The 21,441-nt window shown below is 59.3% G+C and carries 17 protein-coding genes; 8 read left to right on the top strand and 9 right to left on the bottom strand.

Going from position 1 to position 21,441, the window contains the following annotated elements; translation table 11 throughout:
• Nucleotide 1: 1 nt before the first annotated feature.
• On the bottom strand, nt 2-3,037 hold the full coding sequence (locus WMP97_RS05230; protein ID WP_239208279.1) for a DEAD/DEAH box helicase: 3,036 nt from the start codon (nt 3,035-3,037) through the stop codon (nt 2-4).
• A gap of 167 nt (nt 3,038-3,204) precedes the next feature.
• On the opposite strand from WMP97_RS05230, the gene putP reads away from it, so the two are divergent.
• From putP to WMP97_RS05215, 3 genes are read left to right on the top strand one after another with little or no spacing between them, the layout of a single operon-like run.
• Entirely contained in the window at nt 3,205-4,770 is a 1,566-nt protein-coding gene (putP, locus tag WMP97_RS05225) for a sodium/proline symporter PutP (protein WP_340439963.1), read from the top strand.
• Between the two features lie 37 nt (nt 4,771-4,807).
• A complete protein-coding gene (locus tag WMP97_RS05220) occupies nt 4,808-5,386 on the top strand; it encodes an HNH endonuclease family protein (RefSeq protein ID WP_023021795.1) in 579 nt (192 codons plus the stop codon).
• 44 nt (nt 5,387-5,430) lie between these two features.
• Entirely contained in the window at nt 5,431-5,880 is a 450-nt protein-coding gene (locus tag WMP97_RS05215) for a hypothetical protein (protein ID WP_023021796.1), read from the top strand.
• Nucleotides 5,881-5,900: 20 nt separating this feature from the next.
• Here WMP97_RS05215 and WMP97_RS05210 read toward each other — a convergent pair whose 3' ends face one another.
• Entirely contained in the window at nt 5,901-7,127 is a 1,227-nt protein-coding gene (locus tag WMP97_RS05210; protein ID WP_340439962.1) for an HNH endonuclease signature motif containing protein, read from the bottom strand.
• A gap of 148 nt (nt 7,128-7,275) precedes the next feature.
• The gene (locus WMP97_RS05205; protein WP_239208277.1) at nt 7,276-9,135 is read right to left on the bottom strand and encodes a DEAD/DEAH box helicase; all 1,860 of its coding nucleotides are present in this window, start codon (nt 9,133-9,135) and stop codon (nt 7,276-7,278) included.
• A gap of 156 nt (nt 9,136-9,291) precedes the next feature.
• Here WMP97_RS05205 and WMP97_RS05200 point away from each other — a divergent pair, with 156 nt between their 5' ends.
• A complete protein-coding gene (locus WMP97_RS05200; RefSeq protein ID WP_340439961.1) occupies nt 9,292-10,137 on the top strand; it encodes a hypothetical protein in 846 nt (281 codons plus the stop codon).
• Here WMP97_RS05200 and hutI read toward each other — a convergent pair.
• Together hutI and WMP97_RS05190 are read right to left on the bottom strand one after the other, a co-directional pair.
• On the bottom strand, nt 10,134-11,303 hold the full coding sequence (hutI, locus tag WMP97_RS05195; RefSeq protein WP_023021800.1) for an imidazolonepropionase: 1,170 nt from the start codon (nt 11,301-11,303) through the stop codon (nt 10,134-10,136). The genes WMP97_RS05200 and hutI overlap by 4 nt on opposite strands.
• Nucleotides 11,304-12,980 (bottom strand): urocanate hydratase, encoded by a 1,677-nt coding sequence (locus tag WMP97_RS05190; RefSeq protein ID WP_239206546.1) that lies wholly within the window; start codon nt 12,978-12,980, stop codon nt 11,304-11,306.
• A 188-nt stretch (nt 12,981-13,168) separates the two neighbouring features.
• On the opposite strand from WMP97_RS05190, the gene WMP97_RS05185 reads away from it, so the two are divergent.
• The gene (locus tag WMP97_RS05185) at nt 13,169-13,957 is read left to right on the top strand and encodes an SGNH/GDSL hydrolase family protein (RefSeq protein WP_340439960.1); all 789 of its coding nucleotides are present in this window, start codon (nt 13,169-13,171) and stop codon (nt 13,955-13,957) included.
• Here the strand turns inward: WMP97_RS05185 and WMP97_RS05180 are convergent.
• From WMP97_RS05180 to WMP97_RS05170, 3 genes are all read right to left on the bottom strand, one after another.
• Nucleotides 13,940-14,530, bottom strand: coding sequence for a flavin reductase family protein (locus tag WMP97_RS05180; RefSeq protein ID WP_259824381.1), 591 nt, complete (start codon nt 14,528-14,530; stop codon nt 13,940-13,942). The genes WMP97_RS05185 and WMP97_RS05180 overlap by 18 nt on opposite strands.
• A 73-nt stretch (nt 14,531-14,603) precedes the next feature.
• On the bottom strand, nt 14,604-16,157 hold the full coding sequence (gene hutH / locus WMP97_RS05175) for a histidine ammonia-lyase (protein ID WP_340439959.1): 1,554 nt from the start codon (nt 16,155-16,157) through the stop codon (nt 14,604-14,606).
• Between the two features lie 78 nt (nt 16,158-16,235).
• Nucleotides 16,236-16,943 carry an IclR family transcriptional regulator gene (locus WMP97_RS05170; protein ID WP_340440043.1) on the bottom strand — a complete coding sequence of 236 codons (708 nt, stop codon included), beginning with the start codon at nt 16,941-16,943 and terminating at the stop codon, nt 16,236-16,238.
• A 186-nt stretch (nt 16,944-17,129) separates the two neighbouring features.
• Here WMP97_RS05170 and WMP97_RS05165 point away from each other — a divergent pair, with 186 nt between their 5' ends.
• Together WMP97_RS05165 and hutG are read left to right on the top strand one after the other, a co-directional pair.
• On the top strand, nt 17,130-18,515 hold the full coding sequence (locus WMP97_RS05165) for an amino acid permease (RefSeq protein WP_340439958.1): 1,386 nt from the start codon (nt 17,130-17,132) through the stop codon (nt 18,513-18,515).
• A 10-nt stretch (nt 18,516-18,525) separates the two neighbouring features.
• Entirely contained in the window at nt 18,526-19,458 is a 933-nt protein-coding gene (gene hutG / locus WMP97_RS05160; protein WP_340439957.1) for a formimidoylglutamase, read from the top strand.
• 8 nt (nt 19,459-19,466) lie between these two features.
• Here the strand turns inward: hutG and WMP97_RS05155 are convergent, their stop codons facing one another.
• Nucleotides 19,467-20,813, bottom strand: a complete 1,347-nt coding sequence (locus WMP97_RS05155) for a YjiH family protein (RefSeq protein ID WP_340439956.1) — start codon at nt 20,811-20,813, stop codon at nt 19,467-19,469.
• A gap of 132 nt (nt 20,814-20,945) precedes the next feature.
• On the opposite strand from WMP97_RS05155, the gene WMP97_RS05150 reads away from it, so the two are divergent.
• The gene (locus WMP97_RS05150; RefSeq protein WP_248098971.1) at nt 20,946-21,341 is read left to right on the top strand and encodes a (deoxy)nucleoside triphosphate pyrophosphohydrolase; all 396 of its coding nucleotides are present in this window, start codon (nt 20,946-20,948) and stop codon (nt 21,339-21,341) included.
• Nucleotides 21,342-21,441 lie beyond the last annotated feature (100 nt).

Here is a 21,441-nt window from a genome sequence, read left to right as displayed (position 1 = left end):
ATTACTCCCTCCCCCGGTAGCTCATGAGTGCGGCCAGCTGATCTGGGTCCAGCTCGGTGAGCCAACCCTCGCCCTCGCCCACGACGGCGCCGGCCAGCTGCGTCTTACCATCCAAAATGTCCTGGATAGATTCCTCCAGCGTACCCGCGGTGATCATCTTATATACCTGCACATTGCGGCGCTGGCCAATGCGGAAGGCGCGGTCCGTCGCCTGGTTTTCCACCGCCGGGTTCCACCAGCGGTCCATGTGGACGACGATGGAAGCAGCCGTCAGGTTCAGGCCGGTACCGCCGGCCTTGAGCGAAAGGATCATCGCCGGCGGACCATCCTCGGACTGAAAGTCTTCCACCATCTGGTCGCGCTTATTTTTGCTCACCCCGCCGTGGAGGAAGGGGATCTCCCGGCCGAGCTGATCGCTAAGGTATGGCTGCAGGATATCGCCAAAGGCCTTGTATTGGGTAAAGACCAAGAGGCGCTCGCCGGATTCAGTGGCCTCGTCCACGATGCGCATGAGTTCTTTAACCTTGCCGGAGCGATGCTTGCCCTTGAGCGTCACCGGCGAGCTATCGCCCAGGTAATGCGCGGGGTGATTACAAATCTGCTTGATACGGGTGAGCGAGGACAACACCAGCCCACGCTTATTCATTCCCGTAGCTTCCTGCAGGTCTTTTTTCACCTGGTTGACCAGTGCTTTATACAGGGCGGCCTGCTCGGTGGTCATGGACACGGTAAGGATTTGCTCGGACTTTTCAGGCAGATCGTCGATAATATTCGGATCCGTCTTCACACGGCGAAGGATAAACGGCGCGGTGAGCTGGCGCAGGCGTTCAGACATCTCTTCGTCATCATTGCGCTCGATGGCCTTAGCAAAGTGATTGCGGAAGAACGAGGCGGAGCCCAATACTCCGGGATTACAAAAGTCCAGGATGGAGCGCATCTCCGAGAGGCGATTTTCCACCGGGGTACCGGTCAGCGCCACGCGGTGCTCCGAGGGCAGCGAGCGCACGGCCTTGGATGAGCGCGTCGCGGAGTTCTTGATGGCCTGGGCCTCATCTAGAACAACGCGCTGCCAGCCTACCTCGCCCATGTCCTTAAAATCGCGGCCCACGGTGCCATATGTGGTGATAACCAGGTCGCACTCAGTAGCGGCTTGAGCGAAGTCTTCGCCCCGCGGGCGGCTTGGACCATGTTGCACCATAACCTTGAAATCTGGGACGAAGCGCTGCGCCTCGCGCGCCCAGTTTCCTACCACGGAGGTTGGCGCCACGACGAGCGTGGGGCCAGTCTGCTCACCGCGCTCCTTTTCCACCGCGAGAAGGGACAGTAGTTGGAGGGTTTTGCCGAGCCCCATGTCGTCGGCAAGCACGGCGCCTATGCCATTGCGAGACATCCAATACAGCCAGTCGACGCCGCGACGCTGGTACTCGCGCAGCTCCGCATGGACAGTTTTGGGAATGTCCACGCGCTCTGGGGCGACCTTGTCCACCCCGCCAAGCAGGGCCGTATGCCAGGTACTGCCAGTGAACTCGATGGGTTCTTGGGTCATGGACTCGAGCGCCAGCTCGCGCAGCTCAGCCACTGTAACCTGCTCGTGTTCTTCGCCACCCTCGTTGAACTCTTGGCGGCGCCGCTCCACGTCCGCCATTAAGGCTTCCCAACCGGGTTCGCCGAGCTGCTTGGCTATCTCCGCGGTAGCGGCCAGCTGCTCAAGTTCCTTCTTCTTGCGCGCCAGGGACTTCTCCCGCAGCGCATCCATGTATCCGGAGACCTGGGAGACAACCTGCTTATCGGCCATGACCCACTTGCCGCGTAACTGGATAAGTCCGGACTTGGAATTGACCAAGTCCTCCATTTCTTCCTCGGTCAACTCCACATCGCCCACGGACATGCGCCAGTTATAGTCCACCAGCTTATTCATGCCAATGTGCTTTTTAGTGGCGGCCTCGGCCGGATCGCGGGCCTCGTGGGTTTCCAGCTTGGCCTTCGTTTCCATCTGCGCCCAGGCCTTGGGCAGCATGACAGTCACGCCACTGGCCTTGAGCTTGTCCACCTCGTGCGTAACAAAATGGGTAAGTTGGTGGGTTTCTAGGTAGACATCCCAGTCGCCGTCGCCGGGCTGCGGCAGCTGTGCGGTCTCCCCCAGCGTGGGCGCGATGCGCACAGCCTTGCGGTGGGCTTCCCGCAGCTTTTCGACGCTCGCCCTATCCAGACTCTGCGCTGACACCGGCCGCGGAGCATCCGTGCCCGAGCGCACCCGCACGCGCACCGGCCACTTGGCCGCATCCGGGTCATCTTCTGCCGGTTCTTCCACGATGTAGACCAATTGGAGTTCCACCTCGTAGATGGAATTCTTCCACTCATTGAGCCCGCGCAAAAGCTGCGCGCGCCCACGCCGGATCGGCCGCGTATCGAGCAGGGCGCGGGCGAACTCGTGCCACGGCATCGGCCGCGGTGCTTCCGCCACGGGCCGCAGCTCTCGAAACGCGATCCAGTGCGTGAGCTCATCGGCCATGTCATCCGACAGTGCCCGATTATTAACATGCAAGATGCCGGGCGCGGCTGCCATCATCTCTGCAAGCCACCCGCGCTCCCCCAAGCCGGAGGCCAGCTGCCACATGGGGAACCACTCATTGGCCTGGTAGGCCAGCCGGAACGTCACGCGCCCGGCGCGCACGAATTTGCATAGGCCACTGTAGGCATGGAGCAGCCACTGGAGGTCAGGGGCGATGGTGGCAGGCGGCTTGTGATTCAGGTGTTCCATCTGAGTAAGCGCCGCGACGGCCTCTTCTGGGCCGAACATTGCCATCGGCACCATCAAGGACACGTCCTTGCCCTTGGGCGTGCGCAGCGAGACCCGCGCCCGGTTGCGGAAAGATTTCTTCCCCAGGATGGACTCTACCGCCGGCGGGAAGGTGCCTTCAGGAACGGCATTGGGCATGACAATCTTGTGCCCTTCTACCTGTTCAATCCACAGACCAAGCCCCGTAACGGGGAGCCACAGTCCATGCACGAGGTAAGAAGCCATAACCGCCAGCATAGCAGCCCTTCCAAGTTTGTTACACGCTCGTTATATTTCCCTCTTTCCCCAGTTGAACGATAGAAAATCCAAACGGAGACATGCGTCACACCTGTATTTTCGCTTGGGTTAACCTTGTGACCCCGTTAACGTGAATATGTCCTACATATCACTACAAGGAGTAAAACGTGCAAGATTCAACTTGGTACGTCATTGCGATGATCGTGTATCTCCTCGCAATGGCAGCCATTGGCTACTGGAGCTACAAACAAACCGACCAATATGGCGATTATGTTTTGGGCGGCCGTGGCCTGCACCCATTCGTAGCGGCTCTTTCCGCTGGCGCATCCGATATGTCCGGCTGGCTACTCATGGGCCTGCCCGGAGCTCTATTCCTTTCCGGCATGTCCGAGCTGTGGATGGCCATCGGCCTGCTCGTCGGCTGCTGGGCTAACTGGAAGTGGGTCGCACCGCGCCTGCGTTCTTACTCGGAAATCGCGGCCAACTCCATTACCGTGCCGTCCTTCTTTGAAAACCGCCTGCACGATAAGTCCCGCCTGCTGCGCATCATCTCCGCAGCCATCATTATTTTCTTCTTTACCTTCTACGTCTCCTCCGGCATGGTTTCCGGTGGCCGCTACTTCGAGTCCACCTTCGGTGGCGACTACCTCACCGGCATGCTCGTCATCGCTGCGGTGACCATCTTCTACACTTTCGTCGGCGGCTTTTTGGCGGTGTCTTACACGGACGTCGTCCAGGGCGTTCTTATGTTCGTCGCCCTGATGATCGTGCCGATCATGGCCATTGTCTCTCTCAGCGATCCATCCTCGATCTTCTCGTTTGCCGCCAATAATCCCTATGGCACCGATGGCGTAGTAGAAAATGACAGCTACTTCTCCATGTTCGCAGGCGTATCCGCCGGCGTTATCATCGGCAACCTGGCCTGGGGCTTGGGCTACTTTGGCCAGCCGCACATCGTTGTCCGTTTCATGGCGCTGCGTAAGCCTTCCGACGCCAGCCAAGGCCGCTTCTACGGCGTGACTTGGATGGGCCTGTCCGTCATCGGCGCAATCTTCGTCGCGCTCTCTGGCACCGTTTACTTCACCCAAACCGGCCACAGCATCACCGACCAGGACAATTTCGAAACCATCTTCCTGGACATGGCACAGGCCATGATGCACCCGTTGCCCGCAGGCTTCGTCCTGACCGCGGTTCTAGCCGCCATCATGTCCACCATGTCTTCCCAGATGCTCGTCGTCTCTACTTCCCTCATCGAGGACCTCTTCCTCATCTTTGCCAAGAAGAAGCCAGGCGAACAGGTCCTCATCAACCTCTCCCGCACCGCAATCGTTGCCATCGCGGTCATTGCCGCCCTCTTGGCGATCAACCCGTCTGACTCCATCCTTGGCCTTGTGGGCTTTGCGTGGGCAGGCTTCGGTTCCGCTTTCGGCCCAATCATCTTGCTGTCCCTGTACTGGAAGCGTTTCAACGCCACCGGCGCGATTGCCGGCATGCTCACCGGCGCCATCGTAGCCATCGGCTGGGGCATGTCTCCGCTTTCCGATACCCTCTACGAGATGGTTCCTGGCTTCTTCCTGGCCCTCATTGTGGCGGTCATCGTCACCAAGCTCACCAAGGAGCCAGCACCGGAAGTTGTTAGCGAGTTTGAAGAGGCCACCAAGCTGGCCAAGCTCGTGGAAAATGACTCCAGCCTCGACTTCGAGGAGGCCGCGGAAAAGGTCACCGATAAATAATCGGAACCATCACGGACTCCACGCAGTCCAATAGGACATGAAGTCCTATTATCTGGCCGCGCTATCATGCGTCACCGTCCTTATCGGCGCATGGTATGCGTGGCCTTTTCCACGTTTTGAGGTCGATACCGTAGCTGCACGCCCTAACGCCGCTGGTTACAATCGCGATGATTTCGGCATCTGGCAGCCCCACGGTGCTTGTAGCACCCGCGAGGCCATTCTGGAAAGCCAGGCCAGCGATCCCCTCCACGATTGCCATGCCCGCAGTGGGACCGTCTATGACCCTTATAGTGGCACCACCATTCCTGCCACTTCACCCATAGAGATCGACCACATCTTTCCGCTCTCCGCGGCCTATGACATGGGCGCTTCCGAGTGGGACCGCGAGACCAAAGTGCGCTTTGGCAACGATCCGCTCAATCTCGTAGCCACCAGCCGCAAGCTCAACCAAGAAAAGTCAGATGCTCTTCCTGCCGAATGGCTTCCGCCGACCAACCGCTGCGAATATTCTCGCCGCCTCGCAGACATCGCCCGCAAGTACTCGCTTCCGCTCCCTTCCGCGGACGTGCGCGCCATGCAAAGGCAATGTCGGATAGCCCTACTCACCGGAAATTGATTAGGGTAATTGTGGCAACTTTCCGCGATTGAAGGGTTCTTTCAATGACTACTTTCCTTGTATTCCTCCACGTGGCCGCAGCTATTCTCTTAATCGGTCCAGTCTGCGTATCTACCTCCAGCTTCCAGACGCAGATGGCAAAGGCAGCACAAGGTGAGCACGCAGCACTAGGCTCCGCCCGCGTTCTGCATAACATAACCAATACCTATGGCTACATTTCCGCTATTGTGCCTATCCTCGGGCTCGGCGTATTTCTCTCCGATATCAGCGCCTACAAGTCCGAGGTAAACTTCCACATCGCCATCTTGGTTGCCATCGTCGCGTGGTGCTTGCTCTTCTTCGTCATCATCCCTAAGCAGAAGAAGGCAATGGCCTCCCTCGAGTCAAACGAAACCTTTGACTACGCGGCGGCAAAGAAGCCACTGTCCGCGTTCGGTGGCGTATTTAACCTCCTATGGATCATCTGCCTAATCCTGATGTACGTCCACTTCTAATTGGTCTTCTAGAAGGCCATCTACTCTTCCGGGACAGTTTCTTTGCTGTCCCGTTTCTCGTTTTCCAGCTCTTCTTTCAATTTCTGTGCATCCTCGTGCGCATTGTGCCGACGCCGCTGTGTCGCCTGCGCCACCGTCTGCGCCCACCTCCGATTTTTCGCTGCGAGTGGCCCGCTAGCTTCGTCATAGACCCACGTGGAATCCTCAAAAAGCCAGACTATGTCCCCACTAATCGGATCCTTTATATAAAAGGCCCGCCCATCAGTCTTGATGTTGTGGTGATGTTGGCATAGGCACGCAAGATTGGCCGCCGCCGTAGGCCCTCCTTCGGCAAAGTCGTGTCGATGGTCCATCTGGGAAGCCATTGCTGGCCGCGTGCAGCCGGGCCATCGGCAGGTTCCGTCGAGTCCTTCCACAAAGGCACGGATATGGGGCGGAGTTACGTAGTTTCCACTTTCGTCCTGTGCTGCCTTTTCCATATCGCGGACGGTTGTCGCCCGCGTTTGCATGTCGTCGGCAACCTCTGGCGAGACCCAACCCAAACTTTGAACGAAGGCTGGCGCATCAGGAAGATCGCAGCGGTACATATTGAGCACCACCTTCGCCTTGGCTTCAGCCCTGCCGGTGAGCAGAGCAACTGCCGCTTGGGCCAAGGAAATGTCCTTCTCCGTAGCCACGCTGCGGATATTTCGGTCAATGATTTCGGCGGTTTCTAGGCCCACGTCGAGACAAACTGCAGCCCACTCCCCTCCCGTGGGCTCGAGGTTATAAGACTCCTTACGGCGTGGATCGCGTGCGGCGATAGTGGGATCGAGGCGGACAATAAGCTCCCGCAACTTACGCCGCAGGTTGCGATGGGAGGGCAATTTTTGGTTGGGGCGCTTGGGGGTGAGGTAGGTGGTTAATTCGGCGTCGATAAGCAGCCGTTTATCGGCGTCAATCTCCCCTAGCTTGGAAAGTGTCTGGTCGATAGTAATTAAGCGGTCTAAATCTAGGTGGTAGAGCTCTTCCTGCCGCGCTTGAAGGTGTGGTAGCTCCTTTAAGCGCTCAAAGGCGAAGATAATATTTCTAATTCGAGACTGCCGCGTACCAGTAAGGTCCGACAACGATTGGCTGATGATTTCGATATCCTCATCCGGATCTGGATGCAGGCGCCTCCATAACAAGTATTCGGCCTTGCGTATGGTTGTAGCTGCTCGTGAGGTTGAATTTTGTGAATTGGTATTGGCAAAGTAGGGCGCATTCATAGACTTCCCCCGCAGAAGTTTCCCTAGAACATGTTTGCGCTTTTAGTATATAAAATCGCTCCGACACGCTACCCCCGTTTATAGTAAAACTGCTGGTCACAGCGTATGAAAAAATGGGCCTCCGAAGAGGCCCATTGAGTCGAAAAATTTAGTCGCGCCAGCGTCCACCGCGCTTGCGTCCACCGCCGTGATCACGGCGTGGTGGTCGGCCGGTGTCCTTTTGAATATTGATGAGCTGGCCGGAAATGCGCGTATCTTTTAGGCGCTTGAGCACAGCTGGATCCAAATTCTTCGGCAGGTCCACCAAGGTGTGGCCTACCGCGATGGTGATGCGGCCAAAGTCCTTGGCGGACAAGCCACCCTCATTGGCGATGGCACCCACGATGGCTCCCGGGCGCACATTTTGCCGCTTGCCGACGTCCAATCGGTACGTCTCAAAGTCACCATCCGGCCGCTTTGGCCCACGGCCCTTGCCGCCACCCTTGAAGTCGCGGTCGCGCTTGCGATCGTCACGACGGTCGCGCTTTGGCTTCGGAAGCGGTTTGTCTTCCATCAGGAAGTTCTTTCCGCCTTGCAGCATAACGGCGAGGGCTGCAGCAATATCGTCCATGGCCGCGTTGTTCTCCTCGGAGTACTTGCGTACCAAAGAGCGGAAAAAGTCCGCCTGCTTATTGTCCATGGAGTTGGTAATGGACTGCGCGAACTTTTCCTTGCGCTTTTCATTGACCTCATCGACGGAAGGCAAATCCATTTCTTCCAAGCGGGCATTGGTTACGCGCTCAATGGAACGCAGCATGCGTCGCTCGCGCGGAGTGACGAACAGGATGGCTTCGCCAGAGCGCCCCGCGCGGCCGGTGCGGCCGATGCGGTGCACGTAGGACTCGGTGTCGTTAGGAATATCGAAGTTAACCACGTGGGTGATGCGGTCGACGTCGAGGCCACGAGCGGCAACATCGGTAGCCACGAGGATGTCCAGACGGCCATCCTTGAGCTGATCGACGGTACGCTCGCGCTGCGCCTGCGCAATATCACCGTTGATGGCTGCGGCGCTAAAACCGCGGTCCCGCAGGGTCTGGGCTACCTCTTCGGTCTCGTGCTTCGTGCGGCAAAAGACGATGATGGCATCATAATTAATGACCTCAAGGATGCGGGTGAAGGCATCCATCTTCGCGCGATGCGGGATAAGAAGGAAGCGCTGCGTGATGTTGTCATTGGTGCGGCGCTCGGACTTCACCGTGACCTCGGCAGGGTTGTCGAGGTAGCGCTTAGACAGGCGACGGATAGCGTTCGGCATGGTGGCCGAGAAAAGCGCCACCTGCTTGCGGTCCGGGGTATCCTCCAAGATGCGCTCAACGTCTTCCTGGAAGCCCATGTTCAGCATCTCATCGGCCTCATCAAGGACAAGGAACTGCAGCTGAGACAGGTCCAGCGAGCCCTTTTCCAAGTGGTCGATGACACGACCTGGAGTACCCACGATGACCTGCGCACCGCGACGCAGACCGGATAGCTGAATGCCGTAGGCCTGACCGCCGTAGATAGGCAGTACCTCGACGCCCTTGAGGGACTCGGCGAAGGACTGGAAGGAGTCTGCCACCTGCAGGGCCAGCTCGCGGGTGGGCGCGAGCACAAGTGCCTGCGGGTGACGGGCTTTAGCGTCAATTTGCGACAGAACTGGCAGCGCGAAGGCCGCAGTTTTGCCGGTACCGGTCTGAGCGAGGCCGACTACATCGCGGCCTTCCATCAAGATCGGGATGGTTTCTTCTTGAATGGGGGACGGCTTGGTAAAGCCTACTTTCGCAACGGCTTCCAGAATCTTCTCTGGCAGGCCAAGATGTGCGAACCCCTGGGAGTTGTCGTTGGCCGAGTCTTGAGACTCAGCGCCGGTGTCCTCAGAAGTATTCGCAGCCCTGGTGTCCTTGGTGACACCTTGCGAGTTGTCCTGAGATTCCGACTTTTTAAAATCTTCCGGCTCGTTGACGCCGCCGGTGGCGTTATCGGTAATGCTCATTGCTTCACCAACCCTACGCGATTGCAGCTATAAACTCCATTGCACAGCTCCTAGGCTTTCCCAGCCCAGATTTCCTGCACTGTTCGAAGCAGTTCGAAAACACCGAAGTGAAAACACCGAAGTATGGTGTCGGGGCGGTCTTCTACTGTGCAGCCCATGAGTCATCCACGCCCACGATTCCTTGACGACCAAGCACGTATCCGCGCCAAGCTAAGTTCTTACCCTGGGTTCAGCACGGAACTGGACCCGCCGGTAGACCTATATTTGTCCTCGCTGTCTACGGGCCTGATATATCCCACTAGACGCAGCCGTCGGCCACAGCAGGGCGAGTTTGTACACATTACAGACCGCCGCTTTCATCTAAACCCCGTCTTTCGCATAACCGGGGTGGAGGATAATTTTGAGTTTTATGTGGTGGAGCTAGAGCCAGTGCGCTTTCACTGCACGGAATACGCCGCACGCCCAAAGCTTCTTAGCCTCGGCAGCGTGGTGGACAACGAGAAAACAACCTACTTTCCGGTGGAGTTTGATTTCGCATCCCGGGGCAAGTTTGTGACCTTTAGTGCCGTCGATAAGCCGAAGATAGGCCACCTATACTCCTGCTTTACTTCACGGCCCCGGCACCCTTTATGCCTGCGCATAGAATCCACGGAGGACGACAATGGGCTGGTGCGTGCCCAGGTGAGCGAGGTCTATAGCGATTTTGAGCGCGGAGAAAGAAAAGGCCCGCGAAAGGACTATGGTCCCGACAACCTCCCCTACCGGCCACCGGCTTTCACCCGCAGGGACGTAGAGATAGAGCTAGGGCGCTTTCGTCGCCTCTACGACCCAGAGTCGTGGACTGTCCACGGTGCACAAGACGAAGAAACCCTCTTTATGGTAGAAGATCCGGATGGATCGCGCGCAGTCTTTATCGGCAAGAAGGATGCGTGGCTACATATGACAAAAGAAAAAGGCCGCCGGCTATATCAGATAGCGGCGACCTTTCTAGAAGAGCGCTAGGCTCCGGCGATAAAGGTGCGATAGCTCAGCGGCATGCCTGGGCGGTAGGCCAAATGCACGGCGCTGGGGGCGTCGAGCACGTGCAGGTCGGCGGCGGCACCTTCCACGATGGTGCCCTTAGCGGGTCGGCCCTGCGGGTCGAGACCATTGCCCACGTTGTGGCGACGCAGGGCGGTAGCCCCACCGGTGGTCGCCGCGTGGATGGCCTCATCAACGGACAGGTACTGCTGGAGGACCGCGGTGGTCACGCAGTAGTTCATCGAGGAGGTATAGGACGTGCCGGGGTTGAGGTTGGAGGCGATGGCGAGGGTTGCGCCGGCGTCGAGAAGCTTGCGGCCTGGGGCGAGCGGCTCGCGAGTCGAAAGATCGCAAGCCGGCAGCATGGTGGCCACTGTATCGGAATTAGCCAGCAGTTCTACGTCCTCGTCGCTCAAGTGATTGACGTGGTCTACCGAGGCCGCACCCAACTCCACGGCTAGGGCCACGCCTGGGCCTTCGCCCAGCTGGTTGCCATGCACGCGCAGGCCAAGGCCTAGCTTCTTACCGGCTTCCAGTACGCGCCGGGATTGTTCCTCGTTGAAGGCTCCGCGCTCGCAGAAGACGTCGATCCACTGCACATAGGGAGCTACTCCCTCAAGCATCGGGCCAACGACTTCGTCGAGGTAGTCTTCCGCGTCTGCCCCTGGCGGCACCAAGTGGGCGCCAAGGAACGTCACGTCATCTACGTGGCGGGACGCGACCTTAGCGGCCTCTACCTCGGACTCGGTGTTGAGGCCGTAGCCCGTCTTGGTCTCGAAGGTGGTGGTGCCGCCGCGACGACCAGCGGCCACGCGATCTGCCACCAGCTTGTCTAGGCGGTCGGTGCCGGCCTGGCGGGTGGCGTCCATGGTTACGGCGATGCCGCCAGCCTCATAGGAGCCGCCGGAGATGCGGGCCTCAAACTCAGCGGAGCGGTCACCGTCGAAGACCATGTGGGTGTGCGAATCGACCCATCCTGGCAGGACGGCGCGGCCACCCAGGTCCACCTTCTCATCGGCGGCCGGCGCTTCGGATGCCGGGCCAATCCAGGAGATGGTGCCGGATTCGGCTACCAGGGCGGCGTCGTTAAGCGTGCCGCGCTCGCTGACCGTACGGAGTTCTGAAATGCCGGTAAAAAGTGTGCTCATCTAGTCCCTTGCCTTGAATTCCATTGGAATGCGGACGCCGCGCTCATCGGCGACCTCCTTTGCGCGAGTGTAGCCGGAATCAACGTGGCGGATAACGCCCATGCCCGGGTCATTGGTCAGCACGGCGCGCAGCTTAGCCGCAGCAAGCTCGGTGCCGTCCGCAACGGTAACCTGGCCGGCGTGGATGGAACGGCCCATGCCTACGCCGCCGCCGTGGTGAAGGGAAACCCAGGTAGCACCGGAAGAAACTGCAGTCATGGCGTTGAGCAGAGGCCAGTCAGCTACAGCGTCGGTGCCATCGAGCATGGCTTCGGTCTCACGGTACGGGGAGGCCACGGAGCCGGAGTCTAGGTGGTCGCGGCCGATGACAATAGGAGCCTTGATCTTGCCCTCGCGCACGAGGTCATTGAAGAGCAGGCCAGCCTTGTGGCGCTCGTTATAGCCGAGCCAGCAAATGCGTGCCGGCAGGCCCTCGAATTCGACGTACTCCTCGGCGGCGTCGAGCCAGTTGTGCAGGTGCTCGTTATCCGGGAAGAGCTCCTTGAGCGCTTGGTCGGTGACCTTGATGTCATCTGGGTCACCGGACAGGGCGGCCCAGCGGAACGGGCCTAGGCCCTCGCAGAAGAGTGGGCGGATATAAGCCGGGACGAAGCCGGGGAATTCGAAAGCGCGCTGGTAGCCGGCCTTGCGAGCCTCATCGCGAATGGAGTTGCCATAGTCAAAGACCTCGGCACCCTCATCTTGGAATTCGACCATGGCCTGGACCTGGGCCGCCATGGACTCACGAGCCTTCTTGGTAAAGGTGGTCGGGTCTGCCTTGGCCTCGTTATGCCAGTCCTCCATGGTGATTTCAGAGGGCAGGTAAGACAATGGATCGTGGGCCGAGGTCTGGTCGGTGACGATGTCCACGGTAAATTCCCCGGCGCGCTGGCGGCGCAGGACCTCTGGGAATACCTCGGCGGCGTTGCCTACCAGGCCTACGGAGAGCGGCTTCTTGTTTTCCTTAGCGTCAAGAACCAGCTTGAGTGCTTCATCTAGGTCGGTGACAACCTCATCGAGGTAGCGCTTATGCTGGCGGCGCTTCAGGCGGGTTTCATCAACGTCGACGATGAGGCAGGCGCCACCGTTAAGGGTGACGGACAGCGGCTGTGCGCCGCCCATGCCGCCGCAGCCGCCGGTCAGGGTGAAGGTGCCGGCCAGGGTGCCGTTGAAGCGCTTCTTGGCCACGGCTGCGAAGGTCTCGAAGGTGCCCTGCAGGATGCCCTGGGTAGCGATGTAGATCCAGGAGCCGGCCGTCATCTGGCCGTACATCATCAGGCCTTCATCCTCGAGCTTGCGGAAGTGCTCCCAGTTAGCCCAGTCTCCCACCAGGTTGGAGTTAGCAATAAGCACGCGCGGTGCCCACTCATTGGTCTTCCAGATGCCCACCGGCTTGCCGGACTGCACCAGCAGGGTTTCATCGGATTCGAGGTCCTTGAGGGATTCTACGATGGCGTCAAAGGCTTCCCAGCTGCGCGCTGCACGACCGGTGCCGCCGTAGACCACGAGGTCCTCGGGGCGCTCGGCAACCTCGGGGTCGAGGTTATTCATGAGCATGCGCAAGGGCGCTTCGGTCTGCCAGGACTTGGCGGACAGTTCGGTTCCGCGCGGGGCGCGTACTTCGCGTGGTTGAGACATGGCTTCCTTTCTTCGTGCTTTTTCGACGCCCTCCCAAGTCCCCTAGGCCGGTGTCCCGGGGCTGTCCCCGAGGACTTGTTCAGCGTCACATGTCATAAAGTACTGTGACCCAGCTCTGTGTACCATGCCACATGCACCCCAACTGTCTCGTATATGAGACACCTGCGGGATGATCTACGATGGCCTGCATGCGCCGGTACATCCCCTTCCTTTCCGTGGCCCTCCTCGCCGCTTGTTCCACCCCCGCCGAGGAGCAGCAGCAGCCACCCCACTATGTCGCGCTGGGGGATTCCTATGCAGCCATGGGCTCAACCACGCTGCCGCTCGATCCGCCCAATACCTGCGTGCGCGCTCAGGATTCCTACCCCGAGCTTGCAGCCAAGGAAATGGACGCGGAGCTCACCAATGTAGCCTGCCAGGGCGCTAGCACCCTCGATGTGCTTTCCTCGGCCGGCGAACACCCCGCCCAGGTCGACGCCCTGCGGGAAGACACAGACCTAGTGAGCCTGTCCATCGGCGGCAATGACGCCAGCTTCGTACGCCTTACCCAATGCGCCACGGATGATATCTGTCAGGCGGAATCCGGCCCGCAGATAGACCTGGAAATCCGCGATCTGCCCCGCCGCCTAGACAAGGTCTACGAGGAGATCCACCGCCGCTCCCCCGCTGCGAAGGTCCTAGCCACCGGCTACCTGCCATTGATTAAGCGTGGCGAGACCTGCCCCTACATTGAAAAAATCCCGGCCAGTGACCGGGAATGGTTGGCACGCTCCATCGAGCGCATCAATCAGGCGGTGCGCGAGGCCGCCGAGCGCAATGGGGCTATATACGTGCTTGCCGACGCCGCCTTAGACCACACCGCCTGCTCCCCCTCACCGTGGGTGGATTTCACGGGCCAGGAGACTAATTCCTTTCCCATGCACCCCACCCACGCGGGTCAGCGGGCTATGGCCGATGCACTACGCGCTGCCCTCTAACCCGGCGCGCGCGGCGTCGTCGGAACCAGGCACGCGCATCTCGAACTTTTCTGTGACCACGGTGTAGTCAAAGTAGCCCATGCGTGCGATGGGCTTGATCTTGAGGATGTCGAGCTTGCCTTCCTCATCGATGACGGATTCATCGATATGGATGGTTTTCACGTCCGCCACCACGAGGTCGATGCTGCCCACCTTAGAATTGCCGGGCACGCGCAGCGTGGTCTTGTACTGGCACTCGAACTTCACCGGGGATTCTTTCACCATGGGAATGCGGTGATTGTCCGCATACTCCTTAGTAACGGAAAGGCGGTCCCACTCGCTGTCACCATAGTCAAGCACCTGGGCGGATTTATTGACTTCCTCGCGTAGATCATAGGTGGCCATATTCCACACGAACCAGCCGGTTTCCTCCGCGTTAAGCACCGTGTCCTTGCGGCGACCATCCGGGTATTGGTTGGCCGAAAACATCACCATGGGTGGATCGAAAGTGAGGTTTTGCCACTGGCTATAGGGCGCGATGTTTTCGCGGCCCTCACCATCCACGCTGGAAAGCCAGCCAATGGGGCGCGGCACTGTGCTCGCTTTAAAAGGGGAAAACGGCAAGGGGTTGGGCTCAGATTGTGGGTGCCAAGAAATGGTCGCCATATTAATCACGCAGCTTTCCAGTAGCGTTCTCGACGGCTTCAACAAGCGCGCCCTCCTTAACCAGGCGCACGGTCTCCTCGATTTCCGGCGATAGGTAGCGGTCCACACCTGGACCCTTGACGGTCTCGCGCAGCTTGGCGATGACCGCGCCGGTTCCCTTGGCTGGGGTACCCTCGCGCATGTCGATAGCGCGGGCGGCGGTGAGGATTTCTACGGCAAGCACGCGCTGCAGGCCATCGACGGCCTTGCGTAGCTTGCGGGCGGCGGACCAGCCCATGGATACATGGTCTTCCTGCATGGCCGAAGAAGGAATGGAATCGGCCGAAGAGGGGTTGGCTAGGCGCTTCATTTCGCTCACGATGCCGGCTTGGGCGTACTGGGCGATCATGTGGCCGGAGTCAACACCGGGGTCGTCGGCAAGAAAGGCGTTCAGCCCCCGGTTGCGCGCCGGGTCCAGGAAGCGGTCGGTGCGACGCTCAGAAATGGAGGCCAAGTCCGCGGTGACAATTGCCAGGAAGTCAAGCGCATAGGCCACCGGCGCGCCGTGGAAGTTGCCGTTAGAGACCACGCGGCCATCCTTGGCCACCACCGGGTTGTCCACCGCGGCAGCCAGCTCGCGCTCGGCCACCTGGGCGGTGTGGGTCAACGTATCGCGGAATCCGCCAGCTACCTGAGGGGCGCAGCGCACGGAGTAGGCATCCTGCACTTGGTTCTTCTTAAACTCCTCCAGCGCGGCCTCCAAGATCTCAGAGCCTTCGGCCACCTGAAGGATATTAGCCGCAGCATCGGCCTGGCCCGGATGCGGCCGCAGCTGCTGCAGGTCATCCGCGAAGACCACGAGGGTACCCAGCAGGCCTTCCACGGTCATGGCGGTGGCAATATCGGCGGTCTTTGCGGCCGCGCGCAGGTCAGTGATGGCCAAGCAGAGCTGTCCCAGCATGCCATCGGTGCCGTTGATAAGCGCTAGGCCTTCCTTCTCGCGCAGCTGCAGCGGCTCGATGCCAGCTGCGGCCAAGGCTTCGCCCGCATCCTGCAGCTCGCCGTTCACGCGCACCTCGCCCTCTCCCAACAAGGCCAGCGCACAGTGAGCAAGCGGCGCCAAATCGCCGGAACAGCCCAGCGAGCCATACTCGCGCACCACCGGCACAATGCCGGCGTTAAGGGCCTTGGCATACGTTTCCACCACTACGGGGCGCACGCCGGTGCGGCCAGTGCACAAGGTGGACAGGCGCAGCAGCATCAGTGCGCGGATGACTTCTTCTTCCACTTCCGGGCCGGTACCCGCAGCGTGCGAACGCACCAGGGAAAGCTGCAGCTGGGCGCGCATCTCCTCTGGGATATGGCGGCGAGCGAGCGCGCCAAAGCCGGTGGAAATGCCATAGACCGGGGTGGGATCTTGTGCTAGTTCTTCCACGCGCTCGCGGGTAGCAGCCACCTCTTCTAGGGCTGCAGGCGCAATCTCCACCTGCGCGCCATAGCGGGCAACGGCAACAACATCCTCGATGCTCAGCGCGCCGACGTTTACGGTCACGGTGGTTGGGTAGGCGTTAGGCATGGCAAATACTCCTCTAAATAAGGGATCAACAATTGTGATGTGTCGCGCGACAGCCTAACGCGATGAATGTATGCTACCTCACTTTTTGCGATTGCGGTACATTTTAGCCGCGACCTTGTCCGATACCTCTAGCAAGGCCCGAATGGCGGCGTCCACCTTCACATCCGGCGTCCCAACCGGATACGTCACCGCCACCGCCGCTGCAGGACGGTCCAAGTGATCCAGGATGGGCGCCGCTACAGAGGCCTGACCGCGAGTAATCTCTTCGATCTCTTGATCCCACCCGCGTGCAGCCACCAAACTCAAGCGCTTTTTCAATGCAGCAAAGCCGCTACCTCCTGCGGTATCAAAGGCGGCGCGCACCTCCGCATCAGGCAAATGCGCCAGCATCACGCGCCCAGACGCCGTCCTATGTGCCTGCAGGCGCACACCCACCTCAGTGACCAAGGAGGTAGCACCCGCCGCACGCACCTCTTGCAAATACAAGATTTCCGAGCCGGCCATACGCGACAGGTGCCCCGATCCACCCACCAGCGCCGCACACTGTTCCAAGTCCCGAGTGGCCATGCGCACCAAGGGCTGCTGCGTTACATAGGCCGAAGCCATGGAATACGCCGCCAGGCCCAGTCCATACGTCTTGTGCTCCGGCAAATGGGCTACAAAACCAGCATCAACCATCTCCGCCAGCAGGTGGTATGTAGACGAGCGTGGCAGGTTGAGCTCACCTTGGATGCGGGCGGCGGATATAGGGACGTCGATGGTGGACAAAAGCCTGAGGATCTCCATCGCATGACGCGCCGCTGGGACTCTGTTGGTGCTCACGGAGGGCAATTTTAAGCACCACTGTGGCGCTTATCAGTGCAGCACACGGCACCAAGTCTGAAATTCCAGAGAAATAAATATGTTCCACGACACACCTTGAACAAATAGAGACTTAGACTACATGAAACTTTTCATACGCTAGGAGATGCCATGTCCCAACACGGCCTTAAACACAGGCACCTGCACTTCATCGCCCTCGGATCCGCGATCGGCACCGGACTGTTTTATGGTTCAGCCGGTGCCATCCAAGCCGCTGGCCCCTCTGTCCTCGTCGTCTATCTCCTCGCCGGCGCGGTGGTGTATTTCATGCTCCGCGCCCTAGGTGAAATGGCCGTGCGCCACCCCATCACCGGCTCCTTCGCCGGCTACGCCCGCATGTTCATGGGCGGATGGGCCGGATACATCACCGGCTGGATGTTCGCCTTTGAGATGGTGATCGTAGCGCTGGCGGACCTCACCGCCATCGGCGTGTATATGCGCTTTTGGTTCCCAGACGTCTCGCAGTGGGTTTGGGTAGCGGCCACTTTGCTCATCGTGGGCGGCGCAAACCTCGCCACCGTCAAGGCCTTCGGTGAACTGGAATTTGCCTTTACCATCATCAAGGTCGGCGCCGTACTCGCCATGATTGCCGGGGGCCTTGCAGTATTGGCCTTTGGGCTTTCTGATGCCCACACCACCGGCCCCGTCAACCTTGTCAACGACGGCGGCTTCTTCCCCAACGGACCCACGGGCATGATCGCTTCTTTCATCCTCGTTCTCTTTGCCTTTGGCGGCACCGAAATCATCGGTGTTGCCGGCAGCGCCGCCCAGCACCCAGAAAAATCCGTACCCAAAGCAATCAATACGGTGCCCATGCGCATCCTGCTTTTCTATGTCCTTGCCATCGCCGTCATTCTCATGATCACGCCATGGCGCGAGATTACCGGCGAGCAGTCCCCCTTCGTCCAAATCTTTAATACCCTTGGCGTTTCCTGGGCCGCAGGTTTGCTCAACTTCGTGGTCATTACCGCAGCTTTATCGGCCATCAACGCCGACCTCTTCGGTGCAGGACGCGTCATCACTGGCCTTGCCCACCAAAAGCACGCCCCTAAGTTCATGTCCAAGGTAGTGCGTGGCGTACCCGTAATGACCACCATCATCCTCATCGCCACCATGATCATTGGCACCATACTCAATGCCCTCCTGCCGGAAAATATCTTCGAGGTCATCGCCTCGCTAGCTACCTTCGCCACCGTGTTTGTATGGCTCATGATTCTGCTGGCTCACCTGTACTCCCGGCGCGGAATGAGCACACAAGACGTCGCGAACCTCAAATACAAAGTTCCCTTCTGGCCCTATGGGCAGTACCTGTCCATCGCATTTATCCTCATGACCTTCGGCATCATGGTCTGGCAAGAGGAATACCGCATTTCCCTCGTTGTGGGTGTGGCCTTCATCGCCATTATGACGGCGGTTTATTTCCTCACCAACCGGCACGAGGTAACACATGAGGATGAACCCACCGAAGAGCCAGAAGAACTCGTCGTTTCCGCCTAACATCGAAACCATGAACACTGAAAAAGCTGAACTTTTCACCCCCGCCCCAGAATGGTCCGGCCGCTCCGATGGCCCGGGACCAGAGCACGCGCGCTGGCATAGCGTTATCAATCAATCCACCGACTCCCCCGCCCCAGTAACCCTCCTGGGGTTTGCCTCCGATGAGGGCGTGCTGCGCAACGGCGGCCGCCAGGGTGCAGCCGCAGGCCCAGCCGCGCTGCGTTCCGCGCTTGGCTCCTTGGCGGTGCACCATGAGCATGCGCTTGCCGACGCCGGCACGATCACCACCCAGGCCGACGACCTCGACGGCTCCCACGACGCGCTCTCCGATAAAGTGCAGGAACTCGTCGAAGCCGGCACCCTCCCCATCATTTTGGGCGGCGGTCACGAGACCGCCTTCGGCTCGCACCGCGGCCTCTACCGCGCGGTAGGCGCCACCAAGATCATCAACCTGGATGCTCACTTCGATCTGCGCCGCGCGAACCAAGCCACCTCCGGCACCCCGTTCAAGCAGATTTCGGAGCTTTCCGACGACTTCGACTACACCGTGTTGGGAATCTCCCGCCCCAACAACACCGCTGTGCTTTTCGACGAGGCAGAGAGCCTGAACGTCGCCATCACCCTGGACGAGGAACTAGTCAATCTCACCCCAGCCGAGTGCGCTGAGCTAGCCGCCAAGGCTACCGAGGGCAAGGACAAGGTCCACTTGTCCATCGACCTCGATGTCCTACCGGCTTCTACCGCGCCGGGCGTATCCGCCCCAGCCTCCCTCGGCGTTTCCTATGAACGCATCCGCGCCATGGCCGTAGCTATTGCACGAACGGGCAAGCTGGCCCTGGTGGACGTCGTCGAGCTCAATCCCACCTTTGACATAGATAACCGCACCGCCAAAGCGGCGGCGCGGCTTATCGATGACATCGTCACGGCCCACATCGAGGCCTAGCTCTTAAATCAAAACAGCAGGTGAGCAATCGGCGTGGCGATAAGAATGGTCAGCGCCACGCGCTCAAACCAAATGATGACCAGGTGGCTCAGCTTCACCGGAATCTTGGTAGCCAGGATGCAGGGCACCAGCGCGGAGAAGAAAATAATGGCAGAAACTGCCACCACGCCGATGACGAACTTGAGCACCATGCTGTCGCTGCCTGCCACTGCGGTGGCGGGCAGGAACATCTCCGCAATTCCCATGGCCGCACCTTTGCCGGCTTGTACCGGCTCCGGCAGCTGCACTACCCACGCGAATGGGTAGAACAGGTAACCAATCCACTCAAAGATGGGTGTAAAGCGCGCCAGCAACAGGCCAATGAGACCCACCGACATAATGGAAGGCACAATGGCCGCCGCCATGCGGACGCCATCGCGCAAGTTCTCCCAGATGGACTCCCACAACGATGGTGCGCGTTGTAGCGCCAGCATCGCCTCGCGCCACGCGTTTTTGATGCGCGAGCCTTCTACCGGCTTTTCCGGATCTGGGTGCGCATCCGCAAAATACTCGTCCGGAATGGTGCGCAGCGGCGGAATGCGCACGGTAATGGCGGTAACCACAAAGGTCACGATGAGCGTGACAATGAAGTAGGTGCCCCAGACCTTCATCAGGTCAAGCTGCTTGGCCACGATGACCATGAAGGCCGCAGAGACCGTCGAAAAGCCTGTGGCAATAATCGCTGCCTCGCGCCCGGTATAGCCGCCCTTTTGATAGACGCGGTCTGTGACCAAGATTCCCAGTGAATACGAGCCTACAAACGAGGCCACCGCGTCAATTGCTGAGCGCCCCGGAGTCTTCCACAGTGGCCGCATGATGGGCTGCATGAGCACGCCGACAAATTCCAGCAAACCAAAGCCAATGAGAAACGCGAGGAACGCACCGCCAATCGGCACGATGAGGCCTACTGGAGTGGCAATGGAGTTCCACAAAAATGGCACCAGGTCCTCGTCACCGAGCACCCACGGCAGCGCGTCGATGACCATCAGGAACGAAACCACCGCGCCCACAATATTGAGCACCGCGAAGACTGCCTGAAGCGCGCTCTCTTTAAAGGCGCCGGTAGTAAAACTGCGCACCGTTCCATAGACGGCTAGAGCAAAGATAATCCACGGCACTGCCGCCGGAATCCCCTCACGCACTATCGTGACCATGTGGTCCAAAGGAATGGAGCGCTTATCCTGATACGTCACCGGCAGGAAGAATACGAACGCGCCAATCGCGCTATATAAAAAGAGTTTCCACCGTCCCCCAGGCTGCGGGATTTCCCCGTCATGGCTCTGGATGGAGGAGTAAACCGATTCGGTAGAAGTCACAGTAAAACCGTCTCCTCAAGCTTGCCTACAAAATCAAGCCCGCGTGACAGCCTTACGCGAACATTGGGGACATGTTATCTAAGTAACAGCTCACTGTCTAGACGTTTTCAAGATCCAAGGCACAATAGAGTCATGTCTAAACCCATTCGCGTCGTCGGCGCCGTTTTCCATGACGGCCAGCGCTTCCTCGCCTGCCGAAAGAAACCGGGCAAGCCATTAGAAGGCCACTGGGAATTTCCAGGTGGAAAGATTGAGCCTGGTGAAACGCCTCAGCAAGCTCTAGCTCGGGAGATACACGAAGAGCTTAACCTCAAAGCCGAGGTGGGAGCGAAGCTCGCGACAACAACTTACGAGTACGAATTCGCGACCATTGAGCTAACGACTTTCTATTGCACGCTTGTCGACGGCGACCTCCGCCTGACCGACCACGACGAAACGAAGTGGGTTACCCCCGCAGAGGCCGCCAGTTTGAACTGGGCTCCCGCTGATATTCCAGCGGTAGAAGCATTAGCTTCTAATCACATCTAAGGAACGAAAGTTCCTTTCTTTCATAGTGTCCTTTCGCCAGCATTCGGCGGATATCCTCCGCTAAACGCAACACCAGCGGGAGAACATTTAGTCACTAATG

Origin of the sequence: Corynebacterium sp. KPL4072 (genome assembly GCF_037908395.1) — a bacterium.
GTDB lineage: Bacteria > Actinomycetota > Actinomycetes > Mycobacteriales > Mycobacteriaceae > Corynebacterium > Corynebacterium kefirresidentii.
This window is presented reverse-complemented; position numbering and strand designations above follow the sequence as displayed.

Bases quoted from the DNA above. Each gene is read 5' to 3' on its own strand.
- hutG (WP_340439957.1), top strand. From the start codon at position 18,526: ATGAACACTGAAAAAGCTGAACTTTTCACCCCCGCCCCAGAATGGTCC.
- WMP97_RS05230 (WP_239208279.1), bottom strand. From the start codon at position 3,037: ATGCTGGCGGTTATGGCTTCTTACCTCGTGCATGGACTGTGGCTCCCC.
- WMP97_RS05185 (WP_340439960.1), top strand. From the start codon at position 13,169: ATGCGCCGGTACATCCCCTTCCTTTCCGTGGCCCTCCTCGCCGCTTGT.
- hutI (WP_023021800.1), bottom strand. From the start codon at position 11,303: ATGAGCACACTTTTTACCGGCATTTCAGAACTCCGTACGGTCAGCGAG.
- WMP97_RS05165 (WP_340439958.1), top strand. From the start codon at position 17,130: ATGTCCCAACACGGCCTTAAACACAGGCACCTGCACTTCATCGCCCTC.
- WMP97_RS05205 (WP_239208277.1), bottom strand. From the start codon at position 9,135: ATGAGCATTACCGATAACGCCACCGGCGGCGTCAACGAGCCGGAAGAT.
- WMP97_RS05210 (WP_340439962.1), bottom strand. From the start codon at position 7,127: ATGAATGCGCCCTACTTTGCCAATACCAATTCACAAAATTCAACCTCA.
- WMP97_RS05190 (WP_239206546.1), bottom strand. From the start codon at position 12,980: ATGTCTCAACCACGCGAAGTACGCGCCCCGCGCGGAACCGAACTGTCC.
- WMP97_RS05150 (WP_248098971.1), top strand. From the start codon at position 20,946: ATGTCTAAACCCATTCGCGTCGTCGGCGCCGTTTTCCATGACGGCCAG.
- hutH (WP_340439959.1), bottom strand. From the start codon at position 16,157: ATGCCTAACGCCTACCCAACCACCGTGACCGTAAACGTCGGCGCGCTG.
- WMP97_RS05200 (WP_340439961.1), top strand. From the start codon at position 9,292: ATGAGTCATCCACGCCCACGATTCCTTGACGACCAAGCACGTATCCGC.
- WMP97_RS05170 (WP_340440043.1), bottom strand. From the start codon at position 16,943: ATGGAGATCCTCAGGCTTTTGTCCACCATCGACGTCCCTATATCCGCC.
- WMP97_RS05215 (WP_023021796.1), top strand. From the start codon at position 5,431: ATGACTACTTTCCTTGTATTCCTCCACGTGGCCGCAGCTATTCTCTTA.
- WMP97_RS05220 (WP_023021795.1), top strand. From the start codon at position 4,808: ATGAAGTCCTATTATCTGGCCGCGCTATCATGCGTCACCGTCCTTATC.